The organism is Micromonospora sp. NPDC023966 (assembly GCF_040639095.1).
GTDB lineage: Bacteria > Actinomycetota > Actinomycetes > Mycobacteriales > Micromonosporaceae > Micromonospora.
Genome location: NZ_JBEZZJ010000001.1, coordinates 156,717 through 182,802 on the forward strand (window position 1 = coordinate 156,717; position 26,086 = coordinate 182,802).

The 26,086-nt window shown below is 74.6% G+C and carries 22 protein-coding genes and 1 pseudogene; 14 read left to right on the forward strand and 9 right to left on the reverse strand.

All coding sequences use genetic code 11. The annotated features are described in order from the left end of the window. The first annotated feature begins 40 nt into the window (after positions 1-40). The 5 genes from AB0F68_RS00755 to AB0F68_RS00775 all read left to right on the forward strand — a co-directional run bounded on the left by AB0F68_RS00755 (position 41) and on the right by AB0F68_RS00775 (position 6,897). Complete coding sequence (locus AB0F68_RS00755) at positions 41-955, forward strand: fructosamine kinase family protein (protein ID WP_357331742.1); 915 nt, start codon at positions 41-43, stop codon at positions 953-955. Beyond that, complete coding sequence (gene moaA / locus AB0F68_RS00760) at positions 952-1,968, forward strand: GTP 3',8-cyclase MoaA (protein ID WP_357331744.1); 1,017 nt, start codon at positions 952-954, stop codon at positions 1,966-1,968. The genes AB0F68_RS00755 and moaA overlap by 4 nt, the downstream gene beginning before the upstream one ends. A gap of 3 nt (positions 1,969-1,971) precedes the next feature. Beyond that, a complete protein-coding gene (locus AB0F68_RS00765) occupies positions 1,972-2,217 on the forward strand; it encodes a MoaD/ThiS family protein (protein WP_357331746.1) in 246 nt (81 codons plus the stop codon). Between the two features lie 20 nt (positions 2,218-2,237). Further along, positions 2,238-3,611 (forward strand): metallophosphoesterase, encoded by a 1,374-nt coding sequence (locus AB0F68_RS00770; RefSeq protein WP_357331748.1) that lies wholly within the window; start codon positions 2,238-2,240, stop codon positions 3,609-3,611. Between the two features lie 94 nt (positions 3,612-3,705). Next, positions 3,706-6,897: a UvrD-helicase domain-containing protein gene (locus tag AB0F68_RS00775; protein WP_357331750.1), complete on the forward strand. Its 3,192-nt coding sequence runs from the start codon at positions 3,706-3,708 to the stop codon at positions 6,895-6,897. Between the two features lie 35 nt (positions 6,898-6,932). Here the strand turns inward: AB0F68_RS00775 and AB0F68_RS00780 are convergent, their stop codons facing one another. Both AB0F68_RS00780 and AB0F68_RS00785 read right to left on the reverse strand, forming a co-directional pair. After that, the gene (locus tag AB0F68_RS00780; protein ID WP_357331752.1) at positions 6,933-7,640 is read right to left on the reverse strand and encodes an A24 family peptidase; all 708 of its coding nucleotides are present in this window, start codon (positions 7,638-7,640) and stop codon (positions 6,933-6,935) included. Between the two features lie 11 nt (positions 7,641-7,651). Next, positions 7,652-8,659 carry an EamA family transporter gene (locus AB0F68_RS00785; RefSeq protein WP_357331754.1) on the reverse strand — a complete coding sequence of 336 codons (1,008 nt, stop codon included), beginning with the start codon at positions 8,657-8,659 and terminating at the stop codon, positions 7,652-7,654. An 86-nt stretch (positions 8,660-8,745) separates the two neighbouring features. Between AB0F68_RS00785 and AB0F68_RS00790 the strand changes: the two genes are divergently transcribed. Both AB0F68_RS00790 and AB0F68_RS00795 read left to right on the forward strand, forming a co-directional pair. Continuing rightward, positions 8,746-9,549 (forward strand): flagellar basal body protein FliL, encoded by an 804-nt coding sequence (locus AB0F68_RS00790; protein WP_357331756.1) that lies wholly within the window; start codon positions 8,746-8,748, stop codon positions 9,547-9,549. Between the two features lie 134 nt (positions 9,550-9,683). Next, positions 9,684-10,919, forward strand: a complete 1,236-nt coding sequence (locus tag AB0F68_RS00795; protein WP_357331758.1) for an ATP-binding protein — start codon at positions 9,684-9,686, stop codon at positions 10,917-10,919. Positions 10,920-10,925: 6 nt separating this feature from the next. On the opposite strand, the gene AB0F68_RS00800 is transcribed toward AB0F68_RS00795, so the two are convergent. Then, entirely contained in the window at positions 10,926-11,471 is a 546-nt protein-coding gene (locus AB0F68_RS00800; protein ID WP_357331760.1) for an N-acetyltransferase, read from the reverse strand. 135 nt (positions 11,472-11,606) lie between these two features. Between AB0F68_RS00800 and AB0F68_RS00805 the strand changes: the two genes are divergently transcribed. After that, positions 11,607-12,152, forward strand: coding sequence for a DoxX family protein (locus AB0F68_RS00805; protein WP_357331762.1), 546 nt, complete (start codon positions 11,607-11,609; stop codon positions 12,150-12,152). A gap of 204 nt (positions 12,153-12,356) precedes the next feature. Further along, positions 12,357-13,793: a glycosyltransferase 87 family protein gene (locus tag AB0F68_RS00810; RefSeq protein ID WP_357331764.1), complete on the forward strand. Its 1,437-nt coding sequence runs from the start codon at positions 12,357-12,359 to the stop codon at positions 13,791-13,793. Between the two features lie 3 nt (positions 13,794-13,796). Here the strand turns inward: AB0F68_RS00810 and AB0F68_RS00815 are convergent, their stop codons facing one another. The 6 genes and pseudogenes from AB0F68_RS00815 to AB0F68_RS00840 form a co-directional block, all read right to left on the reverse strand. Continuing rightward, positions 13,797-14,216 carry a molybdenum cofactor biosynthesis protein MoaE gene (locus AB0F68_RS00815; protein WP_357331766.1) on the reverse strand — a complete coding sequence of 140 codons (420 nt, stop codon included), beginning with the start codon at positions 14,214-14,216 and terminating at the stop codon, positions 13,797-13,799. A 56-nt stretch (positions 14,217-14,272) separates the two neighbouring features. Beyond that, entirely contained in the window at positions 14,273-15,532 is a 1,260-nt protein-coding gene (locus AB0F68_RS00820; protein ID WP_357331768.1) for a molybdopterin molybdotransferase MoeA, read from the reverse strand. 49 nt (positions 15,533-15,581) lie between these two features. Further along, positions 15,582-16,052, reverse strand: coding sequence for a MogA/MoaB family molybdenum cofactor biosynthesis protein (locus AB0F68_RS00825; RefSeq protein WP_357331770.1), 471 nt, complete (start codon positions 16,050-16,052; stop codon positions 15,582-15,584). Next, positions 16,049-16,540 (reverse strand): cyclic pyranopterin monophosphate synthase MoaC, encoded by a 492-nt coding sequence (moaC, locus tag AB0F68_RS00830; RefSeq protein WP_357331772.1) that lies wholly within the window; start codon positions 16,538-16,540, stop codon positions 16,049-16,051. Before moaC ends, AB0F68_RS00825 begins: the two co-directional genes overlap by 4 nt. 245 nt (positions 16,541-16,785) lie before the next feature. After that, on the reverse strand, positions 16,786-17,505 hold the full coding sequence (locus AB0F68_RS00835; RefSeq protein WP_357332853.1) for a tetratricopeptide repeat protein: 720 nt from the start codon (positions 17,503-17,505) through the stop codon (positions 16,786-16,788). Between the two features lie 8 nt (positions 17,506-17,513). Beyond that, positions 17,514-19,739: pseudogene (locus AB0F68_RS00840) on the reverse strand (BTAD domain-containing putative transcriptional regulator); the annotation flags it as partial. 600 nt (positions 19,740-20,339) lie between these two features. Between AB0F68_RS00840 and AB0F68_RS00845 the strand changes: the two are divergent. From AB0F68_RS00845 to AB0F68_RS00865, 5 genes are all read left to right on the forward strand, one after another. Next, the gene (locus tag AB0F68_RS00845; RefSeq protein ID WP_357331774.1) at positions 20,340-22,862 is read left to right on the forward strand and encodes a bifunctional diguanylate cyclase/phosphodiesterase; all 2,523 of its coding nucleotides are present in this window, start codon (positions 20,340-20,342) and stop codon (positions 22,860-22,862) included. A gap of 62 nt (positions 22,863-22,924) precedes the next feature. Beyond that, on the forward strand, positions 22,925-24,220 hold the full coding sequence (locus AB0F68_RS00850; protein ID WP_357331776.1) for a glycosyltransferase 87 family protein: 1,296 nt from the start codon (positions 22,925-22,927) through the stop codon (positions 24,218-24,220). 55 nt (positions 24,221-24,275) lie between these two features. Continuing rightward, complete coding sequence (locus AB0F68_RS00855; protein ID WP_357331778.1) at positions 24,276-24,908, forward strand: phosphoribosyltransferase; 633 nt, start codon at positions 24,276-24,278, stop codon at positions 24,906-24,908. A gap of 23 nt (positions 24,909-24,931) precedes the next feature. Next, positions 24,932-25,306 carry a zf-TFIIB domain-containing protein gene (locus AB0F68_RS00860; protein WP_357331780.1) on the forward strand — a complete coding sequence of 125 codons (375 nt, stop codon included), beginning with the start codon at positions 24,932-24,934 and terminating at the stop codon, positions 25,304-25,306. Between the two features lie 81 nt (positions 25,307-25,387). Then, the gene (locus AB0F68_RS00865) at positions 25,388-26,071 is read left to right on the forward strand and encodes a maleylpyruvate isomerase N-terminal domain-containing protein (protein ID WP_357331782.1); all 684 of its coding nucleotides are present in this window, start codon (positions 25,388-25,390) and stop codon (positions 26,069-26,071) included. Positions 26,072-26,086: the final 15 nt, after the last annotated feature.

Consider the following 26,086-nt stretch of genomic DNA (forward strand, 5'->3'; position numbering starts at 1 on the left):
ATGGCCCGCGCCGGTCCCGCGGACCGGCTACCTTGCGCTCATGGACCTGGCGTACCTGCGGGCACACCCGGAGCACCTGCCGACCTTCCTGACCCACCAGCGGATCCGGGAGACGCCGGTCTCCGGCGGGGACAGCTGCGCCGCGTCCCGGCTCACCCTCGACGACGGGCACTCGGTCTTCGCCAAGACCTGGCCGGAGCGCGCCGACAGGGCCGCGCCCGAGGGCTTCTTCGCCGCCGAGGCGGCCGGGCTGCGCTGGTTGCGCGAGGCCGGCACGGTCGCCGTACCGGAGGTGATCGTGGCCCTGCCGGAGCTGCTAGCGCTCGACTGGGTCGAGACCGGCGAGCCGACGCCGGAGGCGGCCGAGCTGTTCGGCCGCGAGCTGGCCGGGCTGCACCGGGCCGGGGCCCCCACCTTCGGCGGCGAGTGGCCCGGGTTCATCGGCACCCTGCCGCAGGACAACACCCCCGACCCGGGCCCGTGGTCGGAGTGGTTCGCCCAGCGGCGGCTGCTGCCGTACCTGCGGACGTCGGTCGACAACGGCGCGCTCACCGCCGCGGAGGCCGGCCCGGTCGAGGAGCTGCTCGACCGGATCGCCGAGTTCGGCGGCGACGAGCCGCCGGCCCGGGTCCACGGCGACCTCTGGCCCGGCAACCTGCTCTGGGGCGTCGACGACCGGGTCTGGCTGGTCGACCCGGCCGCGCACGGCGGCCACCGGGAGACCGACCTGGCCCAGCTCGCCCTCTTCGGCGGCCCGGCGCACCTCGACCGGATCACGGCCGCCTACCGGGAGGCGTGGCCGCTGGCCGACGGCTGGCGGGAGCGGGTGCCGCTGCACCAGCTCCACCTGCTGCTGGTGCACACCGCGCTGTTCGGGGCGGCGTACCGGGCGGCGGTGGACTCCGCCGCCCGCGCCGCGCTGCGCGGCGCCGGACGCGCTACGGTCGACGGGTGACCGCCGCCCCGACAACGACCGACGGGGTCCTCGTCGACCGGTACGGCCGGGTCGCCCGGGACCTCCGGGTCTCGCTGACCGACAAGTGCAACCTGCGCTGCACCTACTGCATGCCGGCTGAAGGGCTGCCCTGGCTGGCCGGGCCGCAGCTGCTCGACGACGACGAGATCGTCCGGCTGATCCGGGTGGCGGTGCACCGGCTCGGCGTCACCGAGGTCCGCTTCACCGGCGGCGAGCCGCTGATCCGGCCGGGCCTGGCCCGCATCGTGGCGGCGGTGGCCGCGTTGGCGCCCCGCCCGCGCATCTCGCTGACCACCAACGGCATCGGCCTGGACCGTCTCGCGCCCACCCTGCGCGCCGCCGGGCTCGACCGGGTCAACGTCTCGCTGGACACGCTGGACCGCGCGCGGTTCGCCACGCTGACCCGGCGGGACCGGCACGCCGATGTGCTGGCCGGGCTGGCCGGCGCGGCGGCCGCGGGGCTGACCCCGGTGAAGATCAACACCGTGCTGATGCGCGGGGTCAACGACGACGAGGCGCCCGCGCTGCTCCGGTTCGCCCTGGCCCACGGCTACGAGCTGCGGTTCATCGAGCAGATGCCGCTGGACGCCCAGCACGGCTGGGACCGGTCGACCATGGTCACCGCCGACGAGATCCTCGCCGCCCTGCGCGCCGAGTTCGCCTTGACCGCCGACCCGGGCGAGCGGGGCGCGGCCCCGGCCGAGACCTGGCTGGTGGACGGCGGCCCGGCGCGGGTCGGGGTGATCGCCAGCGTGACCCGGCCGTTCTGCGGCGACTGCGACCGGACCCGGCTCACCGCCGACGGTCAGGTCCGCAACTGCCTCTTCGCCACCGAGGAGTCCGACCTGCGAGCCGCGCTGCGCGCCGGGGCGGACGACGAGGAGCTGGCCCGGCGCTGGCGGGCCGCGACGTGGGGCAAGCGGGCCGGGCACGGCATCGACGACCCCACCTTCCTGCAACCCGCCCGCCCGATGTCGGCGATCGGAGGCTGACCGGTGCAGCTCACCGTCCGCTACTTCGCCGGCGCGCGTGCCGCGGCCGGCCGCGCCGAGGAGACCGCGGCCGCCGGCCGCTCGCTCGACGAACTCCTCGACGAGCTGACCGAGCGGCACGGCGAGCGCCTGGCCGTGGTGCTGAAGGCCGCGAGCTTCCTGGTCGACGGCATGGCCTGCCATGATCGTCAGGCGCCGCTGCCGGCCGGGGCGACGGTCGACGTGCTGCCCCCCTTCGCGGGCGGCTGAGGGAGGCTCCCGTGTTGGCGATGGCGATGTTTGTGGGCTTCGCTGTGCTCGTCACCGCCCTGATCCACCTCTACCTGTGGAAGCGGCTGGTCCGCGACACCACCCGCCCGGGCCGCTGGCGGAAGGCCGGTGGGGTGGTCGCGCTGCTCCTGGCGCTGCTGGTGCCGGCCACCATGGTGGGCACCCGCAGCGGCTCGGACTGGCTGGCCTGGCCGGGCTACCTCTGGCTGGCCCTGATGTTCTACCTGCTCGTGCTGCTGCTGGTGCTCGAAGTGCCCATGGCGGTGGCGAAGCTGGTCCTGCGCCGCCGCGAGCGGGCCGCGACCGGCGCGGCTGCCGTGCCGTCGCCGGTGCCGGCGGGCGGTGCCGGCCCCGGCCGGGCGGGCATCCCGGCCGCCGGCGTCGCGGAACCGGCGCCGGCCGGTCCGGCGTCCGCGTCGCCCGTCGCGCTGGCCGAGCCGTCGACGGAGTCCGCCGGGGAGCCGCCAGCCGCGGGTCCGGCCGGCCCTCCCCAGGCGGCTGACGGCCGGCCCGCCGGTGACCCGCCGGACCACGACCCGTCCCGCCGGTTGCTGCTCGCGCGGGGGGCCGCGATCTTCGCCGGGCTCACCGCCGCCGGCGTCACCGGGTACGGGGTACGCACCGCGATGGGAGCGCCCCGACTGGACCGGGTGCAGATCCCGCTGGCCAAGCTCGCCCGCAGCATGGACGGCCTGCGCATCGCCACCGTCTCGGACATCCACCTCGGGCCGCTGCGCGGCCGGGCGCACACCGAGCGGATCGTCGCGATGATCAACCGGCTCGACGCCGACCTGGTGGCGGTCGTCGGCGACCTGGTCGACGGCTCGGTGGCCGAGCTGGGCCGGGCCGCGGAGCCGCTGCGCGACCTGCGCTCCCGGTACGGCAGCTTCTTCGTCACCGGCAACCACGAGTACTACTCCGGTGTGGAGGAGTGGGTGCGCGAGGTGGACCGGCTCGGCCTGCGGGTGCTCCAGAACGAGCGCCAGGAGATCCGGGCCCGGGGCGGCGTGCTGGACCTGGCCGGGGTCAACGACGTCACCGCCACCGGCACCGGGCTGGCCGCCCCCGCCGACTACGCCGCCGCCCTCGGCGACCGCGACCCGAGCCGCCCCGTGGTGCTGCTGGCCCACCAGCCGGTGGCCGCGCACGAGGCGGCGAAGTTCGGCGTCGACCTCCAGCTCTCCGGGCACACCCACGGCGGTCAGATGGCGCCGTTCAACCTGCTGGTGAAGCTCCAGCAGCCGGTGGTCTCCGGCCTGGGCGAGGTGGACGGCACCAAGGTCTACGTGACCAACGGCGCCGGCTTCTGGGGCCCGCCGGTCCGGGTCGGGGCGCCGCCGCAGGTGACCCTGGTCGAGTTGCGCGCCCCATAGCGCGTCCCGGCCGTCCGGTCCAGCACCGCATTGCTCAGGTCACCCGTACGCGTGGCGGCGGGCGGCCGGGGGACCGGGCGTGACAGGATGCGGCGTGCCTCCGTTCAGCGCCGTACCCCCCGGTGGCCTCCCGCCGTTCGTCGCGGATCTGCACATCCACTCGAAATACTCGCGCGCGTGCAGCCGTGACCTGACCCTGCCGAACCTCGGCTGGTGGGCCCGACGCAAGGGCATCGGCGTGCTCGGCACCGGCGACTTCACCCACCCCGCCTGGTACGACCACCTGCGCGAGACCCTGCACCCGGCGGAGCCCGGCCTCTACCGGCTGAGCCCCGAGGCGGAGCGCGACATCGCCCGGCGGCTGCCGCCCCGGCTGGCGAGCGAGGCGGAGGCGGACCAGGTTCGGTTCATGCTCAGCGTGGAGATCTCCACGATCTACAAGCGCGACGACCGGACCCGGAAGGTGCACCACCTCATCTACCTTCCGGACCTGGATTCGGTGGCCCGGTTCAACGCCGCGCTGGGGCGGATCGGCAACCTGGGCTCGGACGGCCGGCCGATCCTCGGGCTGGACTCCCGCGACCTGCTGGAGATCACCCTGGAGGCCAGCCCGGACGGCTACCTGGTGCCGGCGCACATCTGGACGCCCTGGTTCTCCGCGCTCGGCTCGAAGTCCGGCTTCGACGCGATCGCCGACTGCTACGCCGACCTGGCCGAGCACATCTTCGCCGTGGAGACCGGCCTCTCCTCCGACCCCGGGATGAACTGGCGGGTCGGCAGCCTGGACCGCTACCAACTGGTGTCGAACTCGGACGCGCACTCGCCGCCGGCGCTGGCCCGGGAGGCCACCGTCCTCGACTCGGCCCGCGACTACTTCGCCATGCGTGAGGCGCTGCGCACCGGCAACGGGCTGGCGGGCACCATCGAGTTCTTCCCCGAGGAGGGCAAGTACCACGCCGATGGGCACCGGCTCTGCGGGGTGAACTGGTCCCCGGAGCGCACCCGGGAGGCCGGCGGGCGCTGCCCGGAGTGCGGCAAGCCGCTGACGGTGGGCGTGCTGAGCCGGGTGGAGGAGCTGGCCGACCGGCCCGAGGGGCACCGGCCGGCGTACGCCCGGGAGGTGACCCACCTGGTGCCGTTGGCCGAGATCCTCGGCGAGCTGAACCGGGTGGGCGCCCGCTCGAAGAAGGTCGAGGGGAAGCTCCACGACCTGATCGCGGCGCTCGGTCCGGAGCTGGACATCCTGACCCGTACCCCGCTGGACGAGATCGGCCGGGTCGGCGGTGAGCTGCTCGCCGAGGGCATCGGCCGGCTGCGCCGCGGTGAGGTGCGCCGGATCCCCGGCTACGACGGCGAGTACGGCGTGATCACCCTCTTCGACCCGGCCGAGCTGGGCTCGTCGCGGGGTGGCACCGGTCAGGACACCCTCTTCGACGTACCCGTGCCCGCGCAGCGGAAGCCCGCGGAGCCGGCGCCGAAGCCCAAGGTCCGGCGCCCGGCGGCGGCCAAGGCGGAGCCGAAGCGCAAGCCGGCCCCGCCGCCCCCGCCACCGATCGCGCCGGCGCCCTCCCCGCACGAGCCGTTCGAACCGATGCTCGCCGGCATGGAGGAGGTCGGCACCGGGCTGCTGGACCGGCTCGACGCGATGCAGCGGGTGGCCGCCTCCGCGCCGGGCGGCCCGCTGCTCATCGTGGCGGGACCGGGCACCGGCAAGACCCGCACGCTGACCCACCGGATCGCCTACCTCTGCGCGGAGCTGAACGTCTTCCCGGAGCAGTGCCTGGCGATCACCTTCACCCGGCGGGCCGCCGAGGAGCTGCGGCACCGGCTGGACGGGCTGCTCGGCCCGGTGGCCGAGGACGTCACCGTCGGCACCTTCCACTCGCTGGGCCTCGCCATCCTGCGGGAGCACGCCGGGGCGGTCGGGCTGCCGGCGGACTTCCGGATCGCCGACGACGCCGACCGGGCGGCCGCCCGCGCGGAGGCCGGCGACGACGACGAGCGGTACACCGCGCTGCTGCGCAAGCGCGACCTGGTCGACCTGGACGAGCTGCTCACCCTGCCGGTGGCGCTGCTGAAGGCCGACCGGAAGCTGGTCAAGGAGTACCGCGAACGCTGGAAGTGGATCTTCGTCGACGAGTACCAGGACGTCGACGCCGTCCAGTACGAGCTGCTCCGGCTGCTCAGCCCGGCCGACGGCAACCTCTGCGCGATCGGCGACCCCGATCAGGCGATCTACTCGTTCCGAGGCGCGGACGTCGGCTACTTCCTCCGCTTCTCCCAGGACTTCACCGACGCCCGGCTGGTCCGGCTGAACCGCAACTACCGGTCATCGGCGCCGATCCTCGCGGCCGCGGTGCAGGCCATCGCGCCGTCGTCGCTGGTCCGCGGCCGCCGCCTCGACCCGGCCCGGCTCGACCCGGAGGCCCCGCTGGTCGGTCGCTACGCCGCGACCTCCGTCGCGGACGAGGCCGATTTCCTGGTACGCACCATCGACGACCTGGTCGGCGGCCTCTCCCACCGCTCGCTCGACTCGGGCCGGATCGACGGGCGGGCCACCTCGCTGTCCTTCTCCGACATCGCGGTGCTCTACCGCACCGACTCGCAGGCCGCGCCCCTGGTGGACGCGCTGGCCCGGGCGAACATCCCGGTGCAGAAGCGCTCGCACGACCGGCTGCGCGACCGCCCGGGCGTGACCGCCATCGCCCGCGAGCTGCGGCACGCCGGGCTGGACGGTTCGCTGGCCGCCAGGGTACGGCTGGCCGGCCAGATCCTGGCGGAGCGCTTCGCCGTGCCGACGCTCGACGGCTCCGGCGCGGTACGCCCCGAGGACGTCCGTACGGCGGTCGACATGCTCACCCCGCTCGCCCGGCGCTGCGGCGACGACCTCGGGCTGTTCCTCGCCCAGCTCGCCACCGGGGCGGAGGTGGACGCCCTCGACCCGCGCGCCGAGGCGGTCACCCTGCTCACCCTGCACGCGGCCAAGGGGCTGGAGTTCCCGGTGGTCTTCCTGGTCGGGGCCGAGGACGGGCTGCTGCCGCTGCGCTGGCCCGGGCAGGAGCCGGACGACGACGCGGTGGCCGAGGAGCGGCGGCTCTTCTTCGTCGGGCTGACCCGGGCACAGGACCGGCTGTACGTGAGCCACGCCGCCCGACGTACCCGGCACGGCTCGGAGCGTGAGTGCCGGCCGTCCCCGTTCCTCGACGTGATCGACCCGGGCCTGTTCGAGCGCTTCGGCGACGCCGAACCCCGCCGCCCCAAGGACCGCCAGCTACGCCTCATCTGAGCTCGCGACCGGCGGCGGCACCCGGATCGGGACGGTCAGGCGAGCAGGACGGCGAGCCAGGCGCCGGCCAGGATCGCCGGGCCGAACGGGACGGCGGTGTCGCGGCGTACCCGGCCGGCGGCGAGCAGGGCGAGGACGACGACCCCGTTCAGCACGTGCGGGAGGAGCAGCCCGAGGCCCAGGGCCGGCCAGCCGAGCCAGCCGAGCGGCAGGCCGAGCGCGGCGGCGAGCTTGACGTCGCCGAAGCCGACCCGCGAGCGGGGGAGCACGGCGAGCAGCACGTAGCCGGCGAAGGAGACGGCCGCGCCGGCCAGGGCGGCCGGCAGCCGGCCCGGCGTGCCGGTGACCAGCGCCGCCCCGACCAGGCCGAGCCCGCCGCCGAGCGCCGCCGCGCCGACCAGCGGGTCGGGCAGCCGCAGGCAGATGAGGTCCACCAGCGCGAGAACCAGCCCGACCGCCGCGACCAGCAGGAGGGCGGGAAGTGTCGAGTCGGCGCCGCGTGCGGCGAGCCCGGCGAACAGCACCGCACCGACCAGCGGCACGCCGTGCCGCAGGGCCGCTCGATCGACGCAGGTGGCCGCCACGGCCGCGACCTCGCCGGGCCTCGGCGGCGGCAGCACGCCCGAGGAGTCCAGCGCCCGGGGCGGTGCGGGCGGCCCGATGAAGCGACGGGCGAGCGGGACGGCGGCGCGGCCGGCCAGCGCGCCGAGGAGCGCGACACCCGCAACCAGCCCGGCCGACACGGGCCGGAACGTTACCGGCGGGCCGGCTCCGGCAGCGCCCCGTCGACCGGTCGTGCCGCCGACCGGCGCGGACGCTCGGTGCTCACCACCACCGCCACACCAGCCACGATCACCGCGCCGCCGAGCAGCACCTGTGCGGTCACCGGCTCGGCGACGAGCAGCGCGCCGAGCGCCACGGCGACCGCCGGGTTCACGTAGGCGTAGGTCGAGACCAGGGAGATCGGGGCGTGGGCCAGCAGCCAGACGTACGCGGTGAAGGCGACCAGCGAGCCCGCCACCATCAGGTAGGCGAGCGCCGCCCAGGAGCGGCCGGTCACCTCGGCGGGGGAGAAGCCGTGCAGCTCGCCCCGGACGGTGGCGATCACGGCGAGCGCCGCCGCGCCGGCGACCATCTCGTAGACGGTCGCCACGAACGGGTCGTCCGGCATCCGGATCCGCCCGGAGAGGTAGGAACCGACGGACCAGCTGACCGCCCCCGCGACGACCGTCAGCGCCCCGGCCAGCGGCACGCTTCCCGACCCGCCGAGCGGCAGCACGAGCAGCACGAGACCGACGAAGCCCAGTGCCACCCCGGCGAAGGTCCACTGCCGAGGGCGGTCACCGCCGACCGTCCGCAGCAGCACCACCAGGAGCGGGACGGTGGCCACCAGCAGCGCGGCGATGCCGGAGGGCAGGGCGGTGCCCTCCGGGCCGGACTCGGCGAGCACCACGAGGCCGTTGCCACCGGCCAGCAGCAGCGCCCCGACCAGCGCGGCCGAGCCGAGCTGCCGGCGGTCGACGCGGAGCGCCCCCGGCCCGCGGCGCAGCCGCAGCACCACGGCGAGCACCACCGCGGCGGCGGCGAACCGCATCGCGGCGGAGGTGAGCGGCGGCAGGGACTCGACCGCGACCCGGATGCCCAGGTAGGTCGAGCCCCAGAGCACGTAGACAAGGACCAGCGCGGTCCAGATCAGGGCGGAACGGACCGGGGCGGCGGTGTGGTCGACGGCGGGCGTCGCACTCGTGGGGCGTGAGCTCATCGGTGGACCACGCTACGGTGACCACGGCGTCGGCGTCCCCCATTGGTGGCCGGCCTCTCAGCACTGGCGTACGCAGGAGGGCGTTCATGTCGAACTTCGGACCACCGGGCGGCGGCTCCCCCGAGCCGTGGGGTGGACGGCGCCCCGACGACGGCTACGCCCCGCCGGCCGATCCGCGCTACGACCCGGGCTACGGCGGGCAGCCGGGCGGCTGGGGCGAGCCACCCGCGCAGCCCTACGACCAGCCCGCCCAGCACTACGACCAACCCACCCAGCACTACGGGCCGCCCGCCCAGCGCTACGACCAGTCGACCCAGCGCTACGAGTCCAGCCCCGCCTGGAACGCCGGACCGCCGCCCGCCGCCCCGCCCTACCAGGGCTACCCGGCCGACCCCGGCTACGGCGGGCAGCCGCCGTACGCCGAGCCGACGCCGCCCAAGCGCGGCAAGGGCCCACTGCTCGTGGTGCTGGTCGTGCTGGCCGTGCTGCTGCTCGGCGGCGCCGGGGCGTACTGGGTGCTGGGCCGGGACGACGAGGGCGACAAGGGCGGGACGGCGTCCTCCTCCGCGCCGGCCGCCGACCCGACCGGGGCGGCGAGCGAGCCGGCCGAGGCACCGACCACCCCGCCGGCCCCGGCCTCCTCGACCGACCCGCGTTTCGTGAAGGCCGGCCAGTGCGTCGCCAACGAGGGCGGTTCGGCCCAGCCGAAGCTGGTGATCACCGAGTGCGCCGCGAAGACCTACCAGGTGCTGCGCCGCGTCGACGGGTCGACCAGCGGCAAGAAGGACGCCGAGTCGAAGTGCGCCAAGGTCGAGGGCTACACCGACTGGTACTTCTTCGACAGCCAGCTCGACACCCTCGACTTCGTGCTCTGCCTCAAGCGACGGTGACACGGTAGGCAAAACTAGGGCTGTCTAGCGTCCAGGCTAGACAGCCCTAGTTTTGTCTCGACGGCTCCGACACGCGGTAGTCGCATCTATGCATGTCTAGCCTCGCCGCTAGACGGCCCGATACTGTGCGATTCGTGGATCCGGTCCGCAACCCGTACGCACCGGGCGCCGGTCAGCGCCCGCCCGAACTCGCCGGGCGGGGGCGGGAGCTGGACGTCTTCGACGTGGTGCTGGAGCGGATCGCCCGCGGCCGGCCGGAACGCAGCCTGATGCTCACCGGGCTGCGCGGCGTCGGCAAGACCGTCCTGCTCAACACCCTGCGCTCGCAGGCCATCAACCACCTCTGGGGCACCGGCAAGATCGAGGCCCGGCCGGACCAGTCGCTGCGTCGGCCGGTCGCCGCCGCGCTGCACATGGCGGTCCGCGAGCTGGCTCCCCGGCACCGCGCCCCCGACCGGATCGACGCCTTCCTCGGGGTGCTCAAGGCGTTCGCCCAGCGCGCCGCACCGGCCGGGCGCGGCGGGGCCGCCCCGAAGCTGCGCGACCGCTGGCAGCCCGGCATCGACGTGCCGGCCAGCAGCGGCCGGGCCGACTCCGGCGACATCGAGATCGACCTGGTCGAGCTGCTCACCGACGCCGCCGCGGTGGCCACCGACGTGGGCACCGGCGTCGCCGTCTTCATCGACGAGATGCAGGACCTCGGCCCGGAGGACGTCTCGGCGCTCTGCGCCGCCTGCCACGAGCTGTCCCAGCTCGGCGCGCCGCTGATCGTGGTGGGCGCCGGGCTGCCGCACCTGCCGGCCGTGCTGAGCGCCGCGAAGTCGTACTCCGAGCGGCTCTTCCGCTACCAGCGGATCGACCGGCTCGACCGGATCGCCGCCGACCAGGCGCTCTGCGCGCCGGCCGAGCGGGAGGAGGTCGAGTACGAGCAGAAGGCCCTCGACCTGCTCTACGAGAAGTCCGGCGGCTATCCGTACTTCGTCCAGGCGTACGGGAAGGCCACCTGGGACCACGCCCCCCGCTCGCCGATCACCGCCGCGGACGTCCGGGTCGCCGCACCCGAGGCGGAGGCGGAGCTGGCGGTGGGCTTCTTCGGCTCGCGGTTCGAGCGGGCCACCCCGGCCGAGCGCGAGTACATGCGCGCCATGGCGACACTCGCGCTGGTGGACGGGGAGGAGGGCGGCCGCGACGACATGGATGCGGCGGTGCCCACCGCGGAGATCGCCCGGGCGCTCGGCCGCAAGCCGGCCAGCCTGTCGCCGGCCCGGGACGCCCTGATCAAGAAGGGGCTGATCTATTCCGGCGAGCGGGGGACGGTCGCCTTCACCGTCCCGCACTTCGGCCGCTACCTACGCACCCAGCCGGCCTGACCGCGGTCAGACCTTCGACCAGGGCGGCGGGAAGACCACCTCGCCGGCCGGGGGCGGCGGCTCGTCCGTGGTGGACGGCGGCAGCACCAGCGCCTGCCAGGGCTCCCCCAACCCGGACCACGGGCTGGTCAGGCCCAGCCGGTCGGCCCGGCCGAACCCGAACCGGCGGTAGTACGCCGGGTCGCCCAGCACCACCACGAGCCGCTCGCCCAGCTCGGTCGCGGCGTCGAGGGCGGCCTGCACCGCAGCCGCACCGTGCCCGATCCGCTGCCGGTGCGGGGCGACCGCCACCGGGCCGAGCGCCAGCGCCGGCCAGGTGCCGCCGTCGGTGCGCACCTGCACCCGGGTGAGCAGTGCGTAGCCCACCACCTCACCGCCGTACTCGGCGACCATGGCCAGCTCCGGGATCCAGGCGTCGCTGCGCCGCAGGTCCTCGACCAGCCCCACCTCGGGCGGGACGGCCACGTCGGGGCGGGCGAACGCGGCGGCCAGCACCCGGGCGACCGGCGCCTCGTCCGCCGGGTCCTCGGGTCGGAGTCGCAGGGTCGTCACCCGCGCGACCTTACCGCCCCGAGCCCGTCCATCAGCGACGGTCGCTGAAATCGGTACCGCGCGGACGTCCACGTCGGCCGATCCCTTTCGAGTGTTGCAGGGGTGGCGGGGGCCGCGACGGGGTATGACTGAGCCATGAAGCCCGTGCGCTCCCTCGCCCGCGTCATGTTGAGCGGCATCTTCGTGGTCAGTGGCGCCCGCAATCTGCGGAACCCGGGACGACTGGTCCCGGCCGCGCAGCCGATCACCGACAAGGTCACGCCGCTGATCCAGAACCTGAACCCCCGCATCCCCACCGACACCGCGACGCTGGTCCGGGCCAACTCGGCCACCCAGCTCATCGGCGGGCTGATGCTGGCGACCGGCAAGTTCACCCGCCCGGCCGCGCTCGTCCTCGCCGCCACCCTGGTGCCGACCACCGCCGCCGGTCATCCCTTCTGGAGCAACGACGACCCGGCGGCGCGGAACAACAACCAGATCCACTTCCTGAAGAACCTCGGGCTCTTCGGTGGTCTCCTCCTCGCCGCCGCCGACACCGAGGGCAAGCCGGGGTTGCGCTGGCGCACCGGTCACCGGATCAACCATTCGCGCCGCTCGGTGAAGCGCGCGGTCCGGACCGCCCGCCGCGAGGCGAAGATCGCCGTACGCTCGGCGGCCACCGCCCGCCGAATTCCCGGCTGACCTGCATCAATACGGCCACCACCCCCCGCAAGGCCACCAATCACCTGAACCGTCCGACACCCGTTAACGCGGTGGAAATGTCAAAAACACGTGTGGGATCGGACACGGTCGCATAACGCGGGAGGCAGCAACGTGAGGCGCCGTTCTAGGCTCCGTGCTGGACCTGGACGGGCAGGACGACCTTGGTACGGGGGTGGCCACGCCATGCCGACGACAGTCGGTAGACGGACGGACCGCCTCGCTCCTATCCACCGCGTGACGCGTGGGATCGATCGCAGGACCGTCGTACGGACCGGCATCGTGGCCGCCGTCGCCTACGCCGCATGGCTCGCCATCGGCGCCTTCGGACGGCCGTACAACTTCTTCGACATGAAGATCTACCACGGTGCCGTGGTGTGGTGGGCGAGCGGCAACGAGCTGTACAGCTTCATCGCTCCCTCGACCACCCTGGGCTTCACCTACCCACCCTTCGCCGCTCTGGCCATGCTGCCGATGTCCTGGCTGCCGGTCGACGCCGCCGGCTGGCTCAACGCGCTGGCCAGCATCGCCGCGCTCGCCGTCGTGCTGGCCGCGCTGCTGCGCCCGATCGTCGACCGGCTGGGCTGGTCGCTCTGGTTCACCGTCGGCATCGCCACCCCGCTGGCCGTGGCCATCGAGCCGTCCCGGGAGACCCTCGGCTACGGCCAGGTCAACCTGCTGCTCTTCGTGCTGATCATGGCGGACCTGGTCGGCCTGCGCTGGCGGGCCAGGCGCGGCACCCACTACGAGACCGCCGACTCGGCGCTGGCCCGGTTCTTCTACAGTGGCACCTGGGCGGGGGTCGGCATCGGGCTGGCCACCGCGGTCAAGCTCACCCCGGCGCTGTTCGTGGGATATCTGGTGATCACCCGGCAGTGGCGGGCCGCGCTGACCGCGGTCGGCACCACCATCGGCGTGACCATCGCGACGTTCGGGCTGGTCGGCACGGAGTCGCGGACCTACTTCACCTCCGTGCTCTGGCAGACCGAACGGGTCGGCGCGGCGGACATGACCGCCAACCAGTCGCTCGCCGGCCTGCTGGCCCGGCTCTACGACTCGATCGAGACGCCCGGCCTGCTCTGGCTGGCCTTCTCGGTGCTGATGCTGGCGCTGGGGCTGTCCCGGGCGGCCAGTGCCCGCGCCGACGGCGACGAGTTGACCGCGTTCACCCTGGTCGGGCTCACCGCCAACGTGATCAGCCCGATCTCCTGGTCGCACCACCTGGTCTGGGTCATCCCGGCGATCATCGTGCTGGCCGACGCCGCGGTACGCCGCCACGAGGCGAGCCGCGGCCTGCCGGCCCGGTTCACCGGCCCGCCCCCGGCCACCGGGGTGCCGCCGCTACGCCCGCCGATCTGGTACCCGACCCTGACCGGGCTCCGGCACGGGGTCGGCGCGCTGGGCCTCTACCTGCTCTTCCTGATCTCGCCGATCTGGCCGTACGAGCACCAGCTTCCCGAGGTGTCCCACTACCAGGACGGCCTGTTCGGCGCGCTGATGGAGAACTCCCTGGCGATCGCCCTCATCGTGCTGGTCGCGGCGCTGCCCTGGCGCCCCGGCGCCGAGCCGGCGTTCTACCACGACCGGCTCGCCCGGACGGCCCGGCTCGCCGCCCGGCGCTGACCGTCAGGGGCAGTTCACCCACTCCTCGGTGCCGTCGGCGAACACCTGCCGCTTCCAGATCGGCAGCCGCGCCTTCACCTCGTCGACCAGCCGCGCGCAGGCCGTGAAGGCCGCCGCCCGATGCGCGGTGCTGACCGCCGCCACCAGGGCCACGTCGCCGATCTCCAGCGGGCCGATCCGGTGCGACACGGCCACCGCGTACACCTCGGGGTCGGCGGCGATCTCGGCCGCCACCTCGCGCAGCACGGCCTCGGCGGTCGGGTGGCCCTCGTACTCCAGCAGGGTGACGGTGCGGCCGTGGTCGTGGTCGCGGACCACGCCCTGGAACGAGACCACCGCGCCGGCCCGCCGGTCGGCGACCGCCGCTTCGTGCGCGGCCAGGTCCAGCGGCCGGTCGCTCACCGCGCCAAGAACCAGGCTCACCATGCCTTCCCCGTTCCCGACCGCGGGGCCTCGCGACACCGGCTCACTCCTCGCGCTCACCAGGACCGCTCCCCGGGGGTGAGCGGCAGCGGTACGAGCGGCACCCGGTCGCCGGCCGCGCCGCTCGTGCCCGGCCGGATCACCGCGAAGCCGTCCGCGCCGGCCAGTCCACGCAGCATCGCCGAGCCGACGTGGCGGACCGGGTGCCCGGTGCCGGCCGCCCGGTCCCACCGCACCAGGGCGAGGTGGGTGTGGTCGCCCCGCCCCGCAACCGGCTCGGCCAGGGTGACCTGCGGAAGCACCGGCATCGGCCGGCCCTGGAGGCCGGCGAGCAGCGGCGCGACCAGCGACACCAGCGCGACGACGGCGGACTGCGGGTTGCCCGGCAGGCCGGCCACGAAGCGCACCCGGCCGTCGCCGTCGACCAGCCGGGCCAGCAGCATCGGGAAGCCCGGCCGCACCGCCACCGTGTTCACCACGTAGTCGGCGCCGAGCGCCTCCAGCGTCGGGTGCAGGTGGTCGACCGGGCCGTGCATGGTGCCGCCGGTGGTGCAGACCAGGTCGGCGTCGGCGAGCGCGGCGCGCAGCGCGGCCACGTGGGCCGGGAGGGTGTCGGCCACCGGGCCGACGACGTCGGCGGGGCGCACCTGGCAGCCGTACCGGCGCAGCCAGGCGGGCACCGCCGGGCCGAGCGCGTCCCGAACCTGGCCGGCCCCCGGCGGGCCCGACGTCAGGAGTTCGTCACCGAAGACCAGCAGCGCGGCCCGGGGCCGGCGGCGGACCCGCAGCGTGTCGTGCCCGCAGGAGGCGGCCAGGCCGATCACCGCCGGGTCGACCGGCGTGCCGGCCGGCAGCAGCTCCTCCCCGGCGTACGCCTCCTCGCCCGGCTCCCGCCACTCCGGCGCCGATCGGGGCGTGCCGGCCACCCGGCCGTCGGCGGTCCGGGTCGACTCCTCGATCCGCAGAATCGCGGTCGCGCCCGCCGGGACCATCGCGCCCGTGGCGATCTCCACGGTGCTGCCGTCGGCCTCCAGCGGGGGCGGGGTGTGCCCGGCGAGGACCCGGCCGATCACCTGCCACGGGCCGTCCCCGCGCACCGCCCAGCCGTCCACGCTGGAGGTCGGGAAGGCCGGCAGGTCGGTCCGCGGAGTCAGCGGCTCGGCCAGGGTGTGCCCGTCGGCGTCGGCGAGCGGCCGGCTGACCGCGGGGAGCGCGGCGGAGAGACCCACCGCGTACACCCGGGAGCGGGCCTCCTCCCACCCGGCCGGCGGCGGCGCGGCGACCTCGGCCGCGGCGGCTGCGGTTTCCGTGCTCATCGGCCGAGCCTATCCCCGGCCCGGCGGTCGACGGGCCCAGGGCGCGTCGTCAGTGGTCGCCGCCGCGGAGCTGGTCGACGGTGTGCCGCAGGATCGGGCCGAGCACGGCCAGCCCGTCCTTGGCCCCGCCCCGCGACCCGGGCAGGTTGACCACCAGCATCCGGCCGGCCACCCCGGCCAGGCCGCGGGACAGGGCGGCCGTCGGCACCGCGGCGCGGCTGTGCGCGCGGATCGCCTCGGCGATGCCGGGGATCTCGTAATCGAGCAGCGGGCGGGTCACCTCGGGGGTGCGGTCGGTCGGGGTGACGCCCGTGCCGCCGCTGGTCAGCACCACGTCGACGCCCTCGTCGCGGGCCGCCCGCAGCGCCGCGCCGACCGGCTCGCCGTCGGGCACCACCACCGGCTCGTCGGCCTCGCAGCCCAGCTCCCGCAGGCCGGCGACGAGCAGCGGGCCGCTGGTGTCCGCGTAGACCCCGGCGGCGGCCCGGTTGGAGGCGACGATCACCCGGGCCCGGATCACGGCCGGTCCTCCGGCCGGACCCACTCGCCGGTCTTGCCGCCCTCCTTGCGCAGCACCCGGACCGCGTCCACCGAGGCGGCCGGGTCGACCGCCTTCACCATGTCGACCAGGGCGAGCCCGGCGACGGCCACCGCGGTGAGCGCCTCCATCTCGACCCCGGTCCGGTCGGCGGTCCGCGCCGTGGCGGTGATCTCGACGCTGTCGTCGGTGAGGCGCAGGTCGACGGTGACGCCGTGCAGGGCGATCGGGTGGCAGAGCGGGATCAGGTCGGGGGTGCGCTTGGCCCCCATGATCCCGGCGAGCCGGCCGACCGCCAGCGCGTCTCCCTTGGGCAGGCCGTCGCGGCGCAGCAACTCAACCACCTCGGCGGTGGTGCGGAGTCGGCCGGCGGCGACCGCGAGCCGGCCGGAGACCGGCTTGGCGGAGACGTCGACCATCCGGGCCGCGCCGGCCGGGTCGACGTGGGTGAGCTGCACGGGTTCGGTCACGGCCGCGAGCCTATCCGGCCGGTACGACCGGGCGCGCGCCTCGGGCCGTCGGTGGGGAGGGGCGCCGTGGCTGGTGCCGATCGGCCCGGCAGGTCGCCCCTCCCGCACCTGCCCGCCGTCGATTCGCTGGGGGGAATTCGACGGCGGGGGCCTCGTCGACCGGGTCCCCCGTGATGTGGACCGCCCCCGTTGGCCGACATGGGGCGACGCTAGCGGCGGAGGCGATAAGAAATCGATAAGCCGGTTCAGACCGGACCTGGCGCCCCTCCGGTCAGGCGTCGTTCCAGCTCGACCCGCTCGGGGGCACCGATCCGACGGAAGATCGCCAGGGCGCGTAGCCGGTACCGGAGCGCCTCCTCCCGCTCGTCCTCGCCGAGGTGGTCGGCCAGGGCGGCCAGGGCGCGACCCTGCTCGTACGGGTGGGCGATGCGGGTGGCCAGCGCGAGAGCGTGCCGATGGCTCGCGACCGCCGCGTCGGTGCGTCCCGAACCGGCCAGCGTGTGGCCGAGATCGTTCAGGATGGCGGCCTGCACGTGGCGCTCCCCCGAGTCCCGCGCGAGGTCGAGGGCCAGCTCGTGCTGCTCCCGCGCGGCGTCGAGCCGGCCCAGGTGCCGGTACGCGATCCCCAGGTCGTTGCGCGCCTCCGCCTCACCGAACCGGTGCCCGGTGCGGTCCCGGAGCCGGAGGGACGCCGTGATGAGCCGGACCGCCTTGACGTGGTGGCCGAGTCGGTCTCCACCGAGGCGATGTGACCGAGGGCGTTCGAGATGTCGTATCCGCTGCCCCGGCAGCGGCCCAGGAACAGGTGCTGGCGATGCGCCTCGATCGCCTCGGCGTACCGGCCCAGCGTCGTCAGGGCGAAGCCGAGGTTGGGCAGGGACAGCATCGGATCGACCACCGTGCCACTCGGCCGGAGGAGTTCCCGATTCAGGCTGACCGACCGCGCCGGGTCCCCGGTCAGCCAGTGGACGACGCCCAGGTTCGCCCGGTAACGGTGTTCGTTGGCGTGGTCGCCGAGGTCGCGGGAGATGGACACCGCCGCCTCGAGGTGGCGCAGTGAGTCCAGGTAGCTACCGGTGCGCGTGTAGGCGGAGGCCAGATAGTTGTGCATGACCGCCTGCGCTGCCCGGTCGCCGCTCCGCTCCGCGGCGGACAGCCCGGCGCGATGGGTGACCAGGATGTCGTCGAAGTAGCCGCGGATGTAGTAGAACCGCCACAGGGCGCGGGCCAGTCGCCACCCGTACCCGTCGAGCGCCGCCCGCTCGGCGAAGCGGACCAGGGCCACGAGGTCGGACCGTTCCTGCTCCAGCCACTCGACGTCCGGCGGCTCGCAGCGGCCCAGCAGGTCGGGCCGGCGCGGCGGGTCCAGGCGGAGGTGCCGGCGCAGCGCCAGCGGGTCCAGCGACTGCGTGCGTTCGGCCACCTCGTGCAGCACGTGGTCGAGAAGTCGCCCGGCCGCCTCGTCCCGGTCGCGGCGCTCGGCCGGCTCGCGGGACAGCTCGGCGGAGTACTGGCGCATCAGGTCGTGCAGCCGGTAACGACCGGGGGCCACCTCCTCGATCAGGTGCTGGTCGAGGAGGTCGTCCAGCATCCACTCGGTGCGGTCCAGCGGCAGGTCGGCGAGGGCGGCGGCCATCGGGGCGTCGAACCGGTCGCCGGGGTGGACACTGACCAGCCGGAACAGTCGCTTGACCGGCTCGGCCAACGGTTCGTACGAGGCGGTGAAGGCGCTGGCGACGGTCTGCTGCTCGACCGCGAGTTGCCGGAGCACCGTGCCACCGGCGCTCAGGCGGCCGGCCAGGTCGGCGACCCGCCAGGCGGGTCGGTGCGCGAGACGCCCGCCGGCAAGCCGGATGGCCAGCGGCAGGTGACCGCAGCGCCGGACCACCTCGGCAGCCGCCTCCGGCTCCTTGCCGACCCGCTCCTCCCCGGCGGTCCGGGCCAGCAGCTGGACCGCCTCGGCGGGGGTTAGCACGGGGAGCGGCACCGGCGGTCCGAGGTCGCCGGTCGACAGCCGCCGCCGGCTGGTCACGAGCACCACCGATCCGGGTGCGGCGGGCAGGAGCGGTCGCACCTGCTCTCCACCCGCCGCGTTGTCCAGCACGATGACGGCGCGGCATCCCCGCAGCTCGCGCTGCCACAACTCGGCCCGCGAGTCGTGGTCGGTGGGGATCCGGCCGGCCGGTACCCCGAGCTGCCGCAGCAACGCGGTCAGTGCGTCCGCCGGATCCACCGGGACACCTTCGGCGTGCCCGCGCAGGTCGATGAAGAGCTGCGCGTCGGGGTGGCGGCCGGCGAGCCGGTACGCCAGGTGGACGGCGAAGGCGGTCTTGCCGCTGCCGGCCATCCCGTCGATCACCCGGACCGGTGAGGTACGCCCGTCGGCGGCGGCGATCTCCGTCAGCAGGCGCTCGGCGAGTTCCCGCCGGCCCACGAAGTCGCCGGCCATCCGGGGCAGGTGGTTGCCGGCCGTCCGGTTCGCCGCCGCATGTCCGACCCGCCCGGCCGGCGCGTCGAGTTCCCCCTCATGGCGGGGCGTCACCGACGCGATCGGCTCGCCGTCGAGCAGGGCCCGGTGGAGCGTGCGCAACTCGCTGCTCAACTCGATGCCGAGCTGGTCGGCCAGCACGGCTTCCGCCCGGCGGATCGCGGCGAGCGCGCCGGCGGGATCACCGTCCTCGTAGCGGGCGCGGGCGAGCAGGGCGTGCGCCTGCTCCCGGTAGGGATGGGTCACCACGTGGTCGGTGAGGGCGGCGATCGCGGACCTGGTCCGGCCGAGCTGAAGCTCCAGCCTGGCCCGGAGCTCGACCGCGGAGAGGTGTTGCTCGTCGAGAGCCGCCCGGCGTGCGGCGAGGAGCGGGCCCACCGGCAGCCCGGCCACCAGAGGCCCCCGCCACAGCCGCTCGGCCTGCGCGAGCAGCGCGTCGGCGCTCTCGACGGCACCGCGTGACCAGGCCGTCGCGGCGGCGTCGACCAGCCGCTCGAAGCGGGACACGTCCACCTGCTCGTCGGTCAGGTCGAACCGGTAACCGCCGGAGAGCCGGACGATGGTCGGGCCGCCGTGCCTTTCGAGCGCCCGCCGCAGATTGCCGGCGTAGGTTCGCAGGTTCGCCACGGCGGAACGCGGCGGCAGTTCCGGCCACAACTCGTCGACGAGCGAATCGATCGTGACGACCCGCCCGCCGTGTAGGGCGAGCATCGCCAGCACGACCTGCTGTTTCGGTGTGCCCAACGGAAGCCGGGTCGCTCCGTGCCACGCCTCGAGTGCCCCCAGGAGCCGGACCTCCGCCAAATCCTTCCCCCACCGAATTTAAATGACCATTGCATTCCCTGCCAATATATCCGGAAGGCGTCCTAAGGGAAGATAATGCGCGATCCACCGCACGGCTTCAAAAGATATCAGAGAGCGACGACATTTTTCCGGTCCGTGGACCTGCGGCGTGCGATGCGACCCAGTACCCAAACGACTAGAGACATCGCGCAGGAGGAGACTCGATAATCCCATTAGAGCGTCGCCCCGAATACGCGTTCAGTCTTCAGGCAAAGACAGTGAGTGACAAGAGGCGGCGACATTAGCGCATTATGCGCATATGGACATCTAATGCTACTAACTCAGCCGAAACGCCATAAGCTGTCCTGCATCGGTGGGGGTCGACGACAACGGCTCCGCAGGATCGAGCGAAGGGCTAAGCAGATGCGCGGCAACGACTGGATGTGAGCGATCTTCCCGGCCGCCTGAGCGGGCCGTACAGTACTGGTACACGCACCGCTACGGGATGAGCGCGGTGGAGGCCATGACGTGACTCGCGACGCTGCACGCGACACTGGGACCGATCGGCGGCTGCTGCTGCTAGTCGGTCTCGTCGTGTTTACCGCCGGGGTCTCGACTCTGGTCAGCCTCCGACTGATCGGCACCCACGGCCTGGTGACCCAGGCCAACATCACGCGGGCCGTCACCCTGACATTCCTCGTCGCAGTCGCCGCGACCGTCAATGTCCGCATCCGTATCCGGGCCACCACCCACGGCATTTCCTGGACGGACGCGGCGTCGGTCGTCGGGCTGGCGGTCGCACCGGTGCCATGGGTGATCCTCGCGACCGGGCTGGGCGTCGCGATCGCCCGCACGATCAACCGGCTGCCCCCCATCAAGCTGGCCTTCGGCATCGCCAAGGAGATGACGCTCGCCGCCGCGGGCGGGCTGGTCCTGGTTGCCGCCGGCTGGTCCTGGCCGTGGTCCGGATCGATCGGCCGCTCCCTGCCCGCCCTGGTGTTGGCCTACCTGACCGTCGTGGTTCTGGACGAGCTGCTCATGTTCCCGGTCCTCGCGTTCGCCACCGGGACGCCGATCCTCAACCGCTTCCGGCAGCAGCTCGACCTCCGGCTAGCGAGTGTGCTCGCCCGCTTCTCGGTGGTCGTGTCCACTCTGCTCATCCTCCGGCTCAACCCGACCTTCCTGGTGGTCGTCCCGCCCCTCGTGCTGAGCCTGCACCTGGCCAACTCCAGCCGGGTGCGCAGCCGGGCCGAACGGGAGGCCTGGCAGCGGCTGGCCCGCACCACCGACGCGCTGAACGTGGTCGACCTCGACCAGGTGCTCACCACGGCGGTCACCCAGGCCACCGAACTCTTCTCCGCCGACGAGGTCGACATCGAGCTTCGCGAGGAGCGGCGGTTGGTTCGCGGGGCCGGCGGTGCCATCACCCTCCGAGGATCGGCCGGCACGCCCAGCGCAATCGAGGGCTCGGTGCTCACCACCCGCCTCGAAGGGCACGACCAGACCGCCGACATCGGGGTGCTGCGGCTGCGGTTCGCCGGGCCGGTCGAGCTGTCCGAGCGGGAGCAGTACACCCTACGTACCTTCGCGTCGGCGCTCTGCACCGCGGTCCGCAACGCCCAGGCGTACGCCGAGCTGGCCCGCATCGCCGACGAGCACGCGTACGCCGCCACCCACGACGCGCTCACCGGGCTCTCCAACCGGCGGCACCTGCTCGACGAGGGCACCGAGCAACTCACCAACCGGCACGCCGACGGCGTCACGGCCCTGGTGCTGATCGACCTCAACCACTTCAAGGAGGTCAACGACACCCTCGGGCACGGCGCCGGCGACCGGGTGCTGACGCAGGTCGCCGACCGGCTGCGCGACGCGGCCCGGCCGGACGACCTGGTGGCCCGGCTCGGCGGCGACGAGTTCGCCGTCCTGCTGCGCGGCCTGCCCGCCCCGGCGGTGGCCGCGCACCGGGCCGACGCGCTGCTGGCCGCGCTGCACGAGCCGCTCGACCTGGACGGCATGCGGATCAGCGTGGAGGCCAGCGGCGGCATCGCGGTCGCCCCGGCCAGCGGTGGGATGCCCGAGCTGCTGCGCCGCGCCGACGTGGCGATGTACCAGGCCAAGCGGGCCGGCCAGCGGATCGCCACCTACGCCCCGACCCGCGACACCGCCGACCTGGGCCGGCTCACCCTCGGCGGCGAACTGCCCCGGGCCGTCGCCGACCACGAGTTCACCGTCAACTTCCAGCCGATCGTCGACCTGGGCAGCGGCGAGGTGATCGGCGCGGAGGCGCTGGCCCGCTGGCACCACCCGACACACGGCATGATCGACCCGCTGCGCTTCCTGGAGGCGGTCGAGCGCTCCGGGCTGCTGCCCGCCTTCGCGGAGGCGATCCTCGACCAGGCGTTGATCGCCGCCGGCTCCTGGCGGGACGCCGGCTTCGACCTGCCCGTCTCGGTGAACGTGTCGCCACGCAGCCTCCTCGACGCCCGGTTCCCCGGGGCGGTGCTGGCCCGGCTGCGCGCGCACGACCTGCCGCCGGACCGGCTGGTGCTGGAGCTGACCGAAACCCTGACGCTCAGCCAGCTCGACGTGGTCGACCGGGTGCTCAGCCGGCTGCGCGACTCCGGCGTACGGCTGGCCCTGGACGACTTCGGCACCGGCTACTCCTCGCTGTCGCTGCTCTCCCGGATCCCGGTGCACGAGCTGAAGATCGACCGGAGCTTCGTCACCGCGATGGAGAGCACCGCCGAGGCCGCCGCGGTCATCCGCTCCACCCTCGACCTGGGCCGAAGCCTCGACCTGACCGTGGTGGCCGAGGGCGTGGAGAGCGAGCCGCAACGGCGGGCGCTCTGGGAGCTGGGCTGCGCCGCCGGGCAGGGCCACCTGTTCGCCCGGCCGCTGCCGGCCGGCACGCTGCTCGCGGCCCTCAAGCGGGGAGCCGGCGGCCGCCCGGGCGCCCTCGCGCCGGCCCTGCACGACGCGGGCGCGGTGATCCGCCTGCCCGGCCGCCGCACCGGCGGCGGCCGCAACCGCACCGCCACCCCCGCTCCCTGACCCCGGCCACCCACCAAGATCCGCAGGTCGGAACTCGCTCCACGTCTGCCAGACTGGCCGGCGTGACCGCCCACGCCGACCGGACCTCCCCCGCCCTCCGCCGCTGGCAGGCGGTCGACACCGCGGCCGGCGGCCTCGCCCTCGACCTCGGCCTCTACGCCGTCTCCGCGGTGTTCGCCGCGGTCACCGCCGCCACCTCCACACTGCTGCCACATCGCGGCTGGGGCACAGTCGCCACCATCGGGTACGCGCTGGCGGCGCTCGCCGCGACCGTCCAACTCCTGGCCCGACACCGGCATCCCGGCTCGCCCCTCGCCGGCCTGCCGGCCCGCTGGGCGGTCACCGGCTTCGCCTGGGCCGCCACCGCCCTGCTGCCCGTCGTCGCGCAGAGCGTCCAGCGAGCCGGCGGGCGGGCCGACCGGGCGCAGGAGGAGGTGATCGTGGTCGAGCACGCCGGCGCGCGGCTCGCCGAGCACGGCACCCCCTACCTCGGTCACGACGCCATCGCCGCCCTGCCCGCCGGCGAGCAACTGCTCGGCTACACCCCCTACCAGCCCGGGATGGCGCTGTTCGGGCTGCCCCGGGCCGCCGTCGACGCCTGGTGGACCGACGCGCGGGTCTGGTTCGCCCTGGGCACCGCGCTGGTGCTCGCCGCCGCCGTGCTCACCCTGCGAACCACCGCCGGCCCCGCCGCACACCGGCGGGACGCCGCCCTGCTGCGCGCCGTGCAGGCAGCCACCGTCCTGCCGATCTGCGCGCTCACCCTCGCCACCGGCGGCGACGACCTGCCCGTACTCGCGCTCTGCCTGCTCGCCCTCGCCCTGGCCGCCGCCGGCCGGCCCGGCCGCGCGGGCCTCGCGGTCGGCGCGGCCGGCGCGTTGAAGCTCTTCGCCTGGCCGGTGGCGATCGTGCTGGTCTGCTGGGCCGCCACCCGCCGGGCCGGCCTGCGCGCCGCCCTGGGCGCCCTCGGCCTGCCGCTCCTCGCGCTGCTCCCCGTGCTGCTGGTCGACCGCGACGCCCTGGTCGAGAACGTGCTGCGCTTCCCGCTCGGGCACGGGCTGGTGACCAGCCCCGCGCAGTCCCCGTTCCCCGGCCACCTCATCGCCACCGCGCTGCCCGCCGGCCGGGTGGTCGCCGCCGCGCTGCTGGCCGCCGTCGGGGTGGCGATCGCCGTCCGGCTGCTGCGCCGCCCGCCGCGCACCGCCGCCGCCACCGCCCTGATCTGCGGGTACGGGCTGCTCGCCGCGATCCTCCTGATGCCCTCGACCCGCTTCGGCTACCTGCTCTACCCGATCGCCCTCCTGGTTCCCGCCCCCGCCCTGGCACTCGCCGAGCACCGCCGCGAGATCGTCCCCTGACCGGCTTTCCGGCAACTGCCCGGCACGGCCCGCCCGGAGGGCGTAGACCTGAGGCATGACCACCTACCGCGACCGGGCCGAGGCGGGACGCATGCTCGCCGACCAGCTCGGCGAGCTCGCCGGACGACCCGACGTCATCGTGCTCGGGCTGGTGCGCGGCGGCGTACCCGTGGCCCGGGTGATCGCCGAACGGCTCGGCGCGCCGCTGGACGTGCTGGTGGTCCGCAAGCTCGGCGTGCCCTGGGCCCCCGAGGTGGCGTACGGCGCGCTCGGCCCCGGCGGGGTGCAGGTGCTCAACGACATGGTCGCTGGCCGCATCGGCGAGGACGAGCAGGCCGACGTACGCGGGCGCGAGCAGGCCGAACTCGACCGCCGCGAGCGGCTCTACCGTGGTGGCCGCCCGCAGCTCGACCTGACCGGGCGCACCGCCGTCATCGTCGACGACGGGCTGGCCACCGGCGCCACCGCTCGCGCCGCCGTCCAGGTGGCCCGGCACCTCGGCGCCGCCCGCGTGATGGTGGCCGTCCCCGTCGGCTCCGACCAGGCGTACGACATGCTCGCCGCCGAGGCCGACCAGGTGATCTGCCCCCAGGTCCCACCCGACTTCGCCGCGGTCGGCGCCTACTACGACGACTTCCACGAGGTCTCCGACGACGAGGTGACGCAGGCGCTCACCGCCACCGCGTGATTCCACCGGGTACCTTCGGTGTCATGCAGCTCACTTGTCCCAAATGCCACGGAGAGATGCGCCAGTACGAGCGCAGCGGAGTAGTCATCGACCAGTGCAGCGAATGCCGCGGCATCTTCCTCGATCGCGGCGAGCTCGAGAAGCTGTTCGAGGCCGAGGCGAACTGGAACCAGCAGCACGGCGCGCGGCAGGCGGCGCCGGCCGGCGGCGGCTACACCCCGCCCCCGCCGCCACCGCCCGCCGCCGCTCCCCACCAGCCCGGCTACGGGGCCGTCCCGCCGCCCCCGCCGCCCGGCCACGGCTACGCCCAGCCCGCGTACGGCGGCCAGCACCACGGCTACCACGGCCACTACCGCCGCAAGAAGCGCCAGGGGTTCCTCGGCGAACTCTTCGACTGACCGTCGCCACGCCGGGCCGGCGATCCACCGGCCCGGCGTCGCCGCGTGCCGACTTCGCCACGCCGTGGCAGGCTGCACGGCATGACCGCGATCCGGCAGCACGAGGCGCTGGCGCAGGCGTACGACGGCATCACCGCCGTCGTCACCCGACTCGACGACGCCGGCCTGCAACGACCCACCCGCTGCCGGGGCTGGCTCGTCGCCGACCTGCTCTTCCACGTGCTCTGCGACGCGCAACGGGCGCTGGTCGCCCTCGCCAGCCCGGCACCCGGCCCCGCCGACGTCGACGACGTCAGCTACTGGCGCGCGTTCACTCCTGGCGGCGCCGACGAGGTCAGTGCGAAGCACGCCTGGTGGGTCCGCCGCTCCGCCGCCGCCTTCGACCGGCCGAGTGGCGTGGTGCAGCTCTGGTCCGACACCGCGCCCGCCGCCGCCCGGGCGGCCGCCAACGCCGACCCCGACGGGTACGTGACGACGCAGGGGCACGTGCTGCGCATACCCGATTTCCTGGCCACCCTGACCACCGAGGCGGTCATCCACCACCTGGACCTGGTGGTGAACCTGCCGCACGCGCCGCTGCCCGCCGAGGCTCCCACCCGGGTGGCGGTGGCCACGGTGGACGGACTGCTGAGCGACGAGGCGGTCCGGCCGACCGGCTGGGACGACCGGGACTACCTGCTCAAGGCCACCGGCCGGGTGCCGCTCAGCGACCGCGACCGGCTCGAACTGGGCGAGGCCGCCGGCTGGTTCCCGCTGCTCGGCTGAGGCCGTACGCTATCG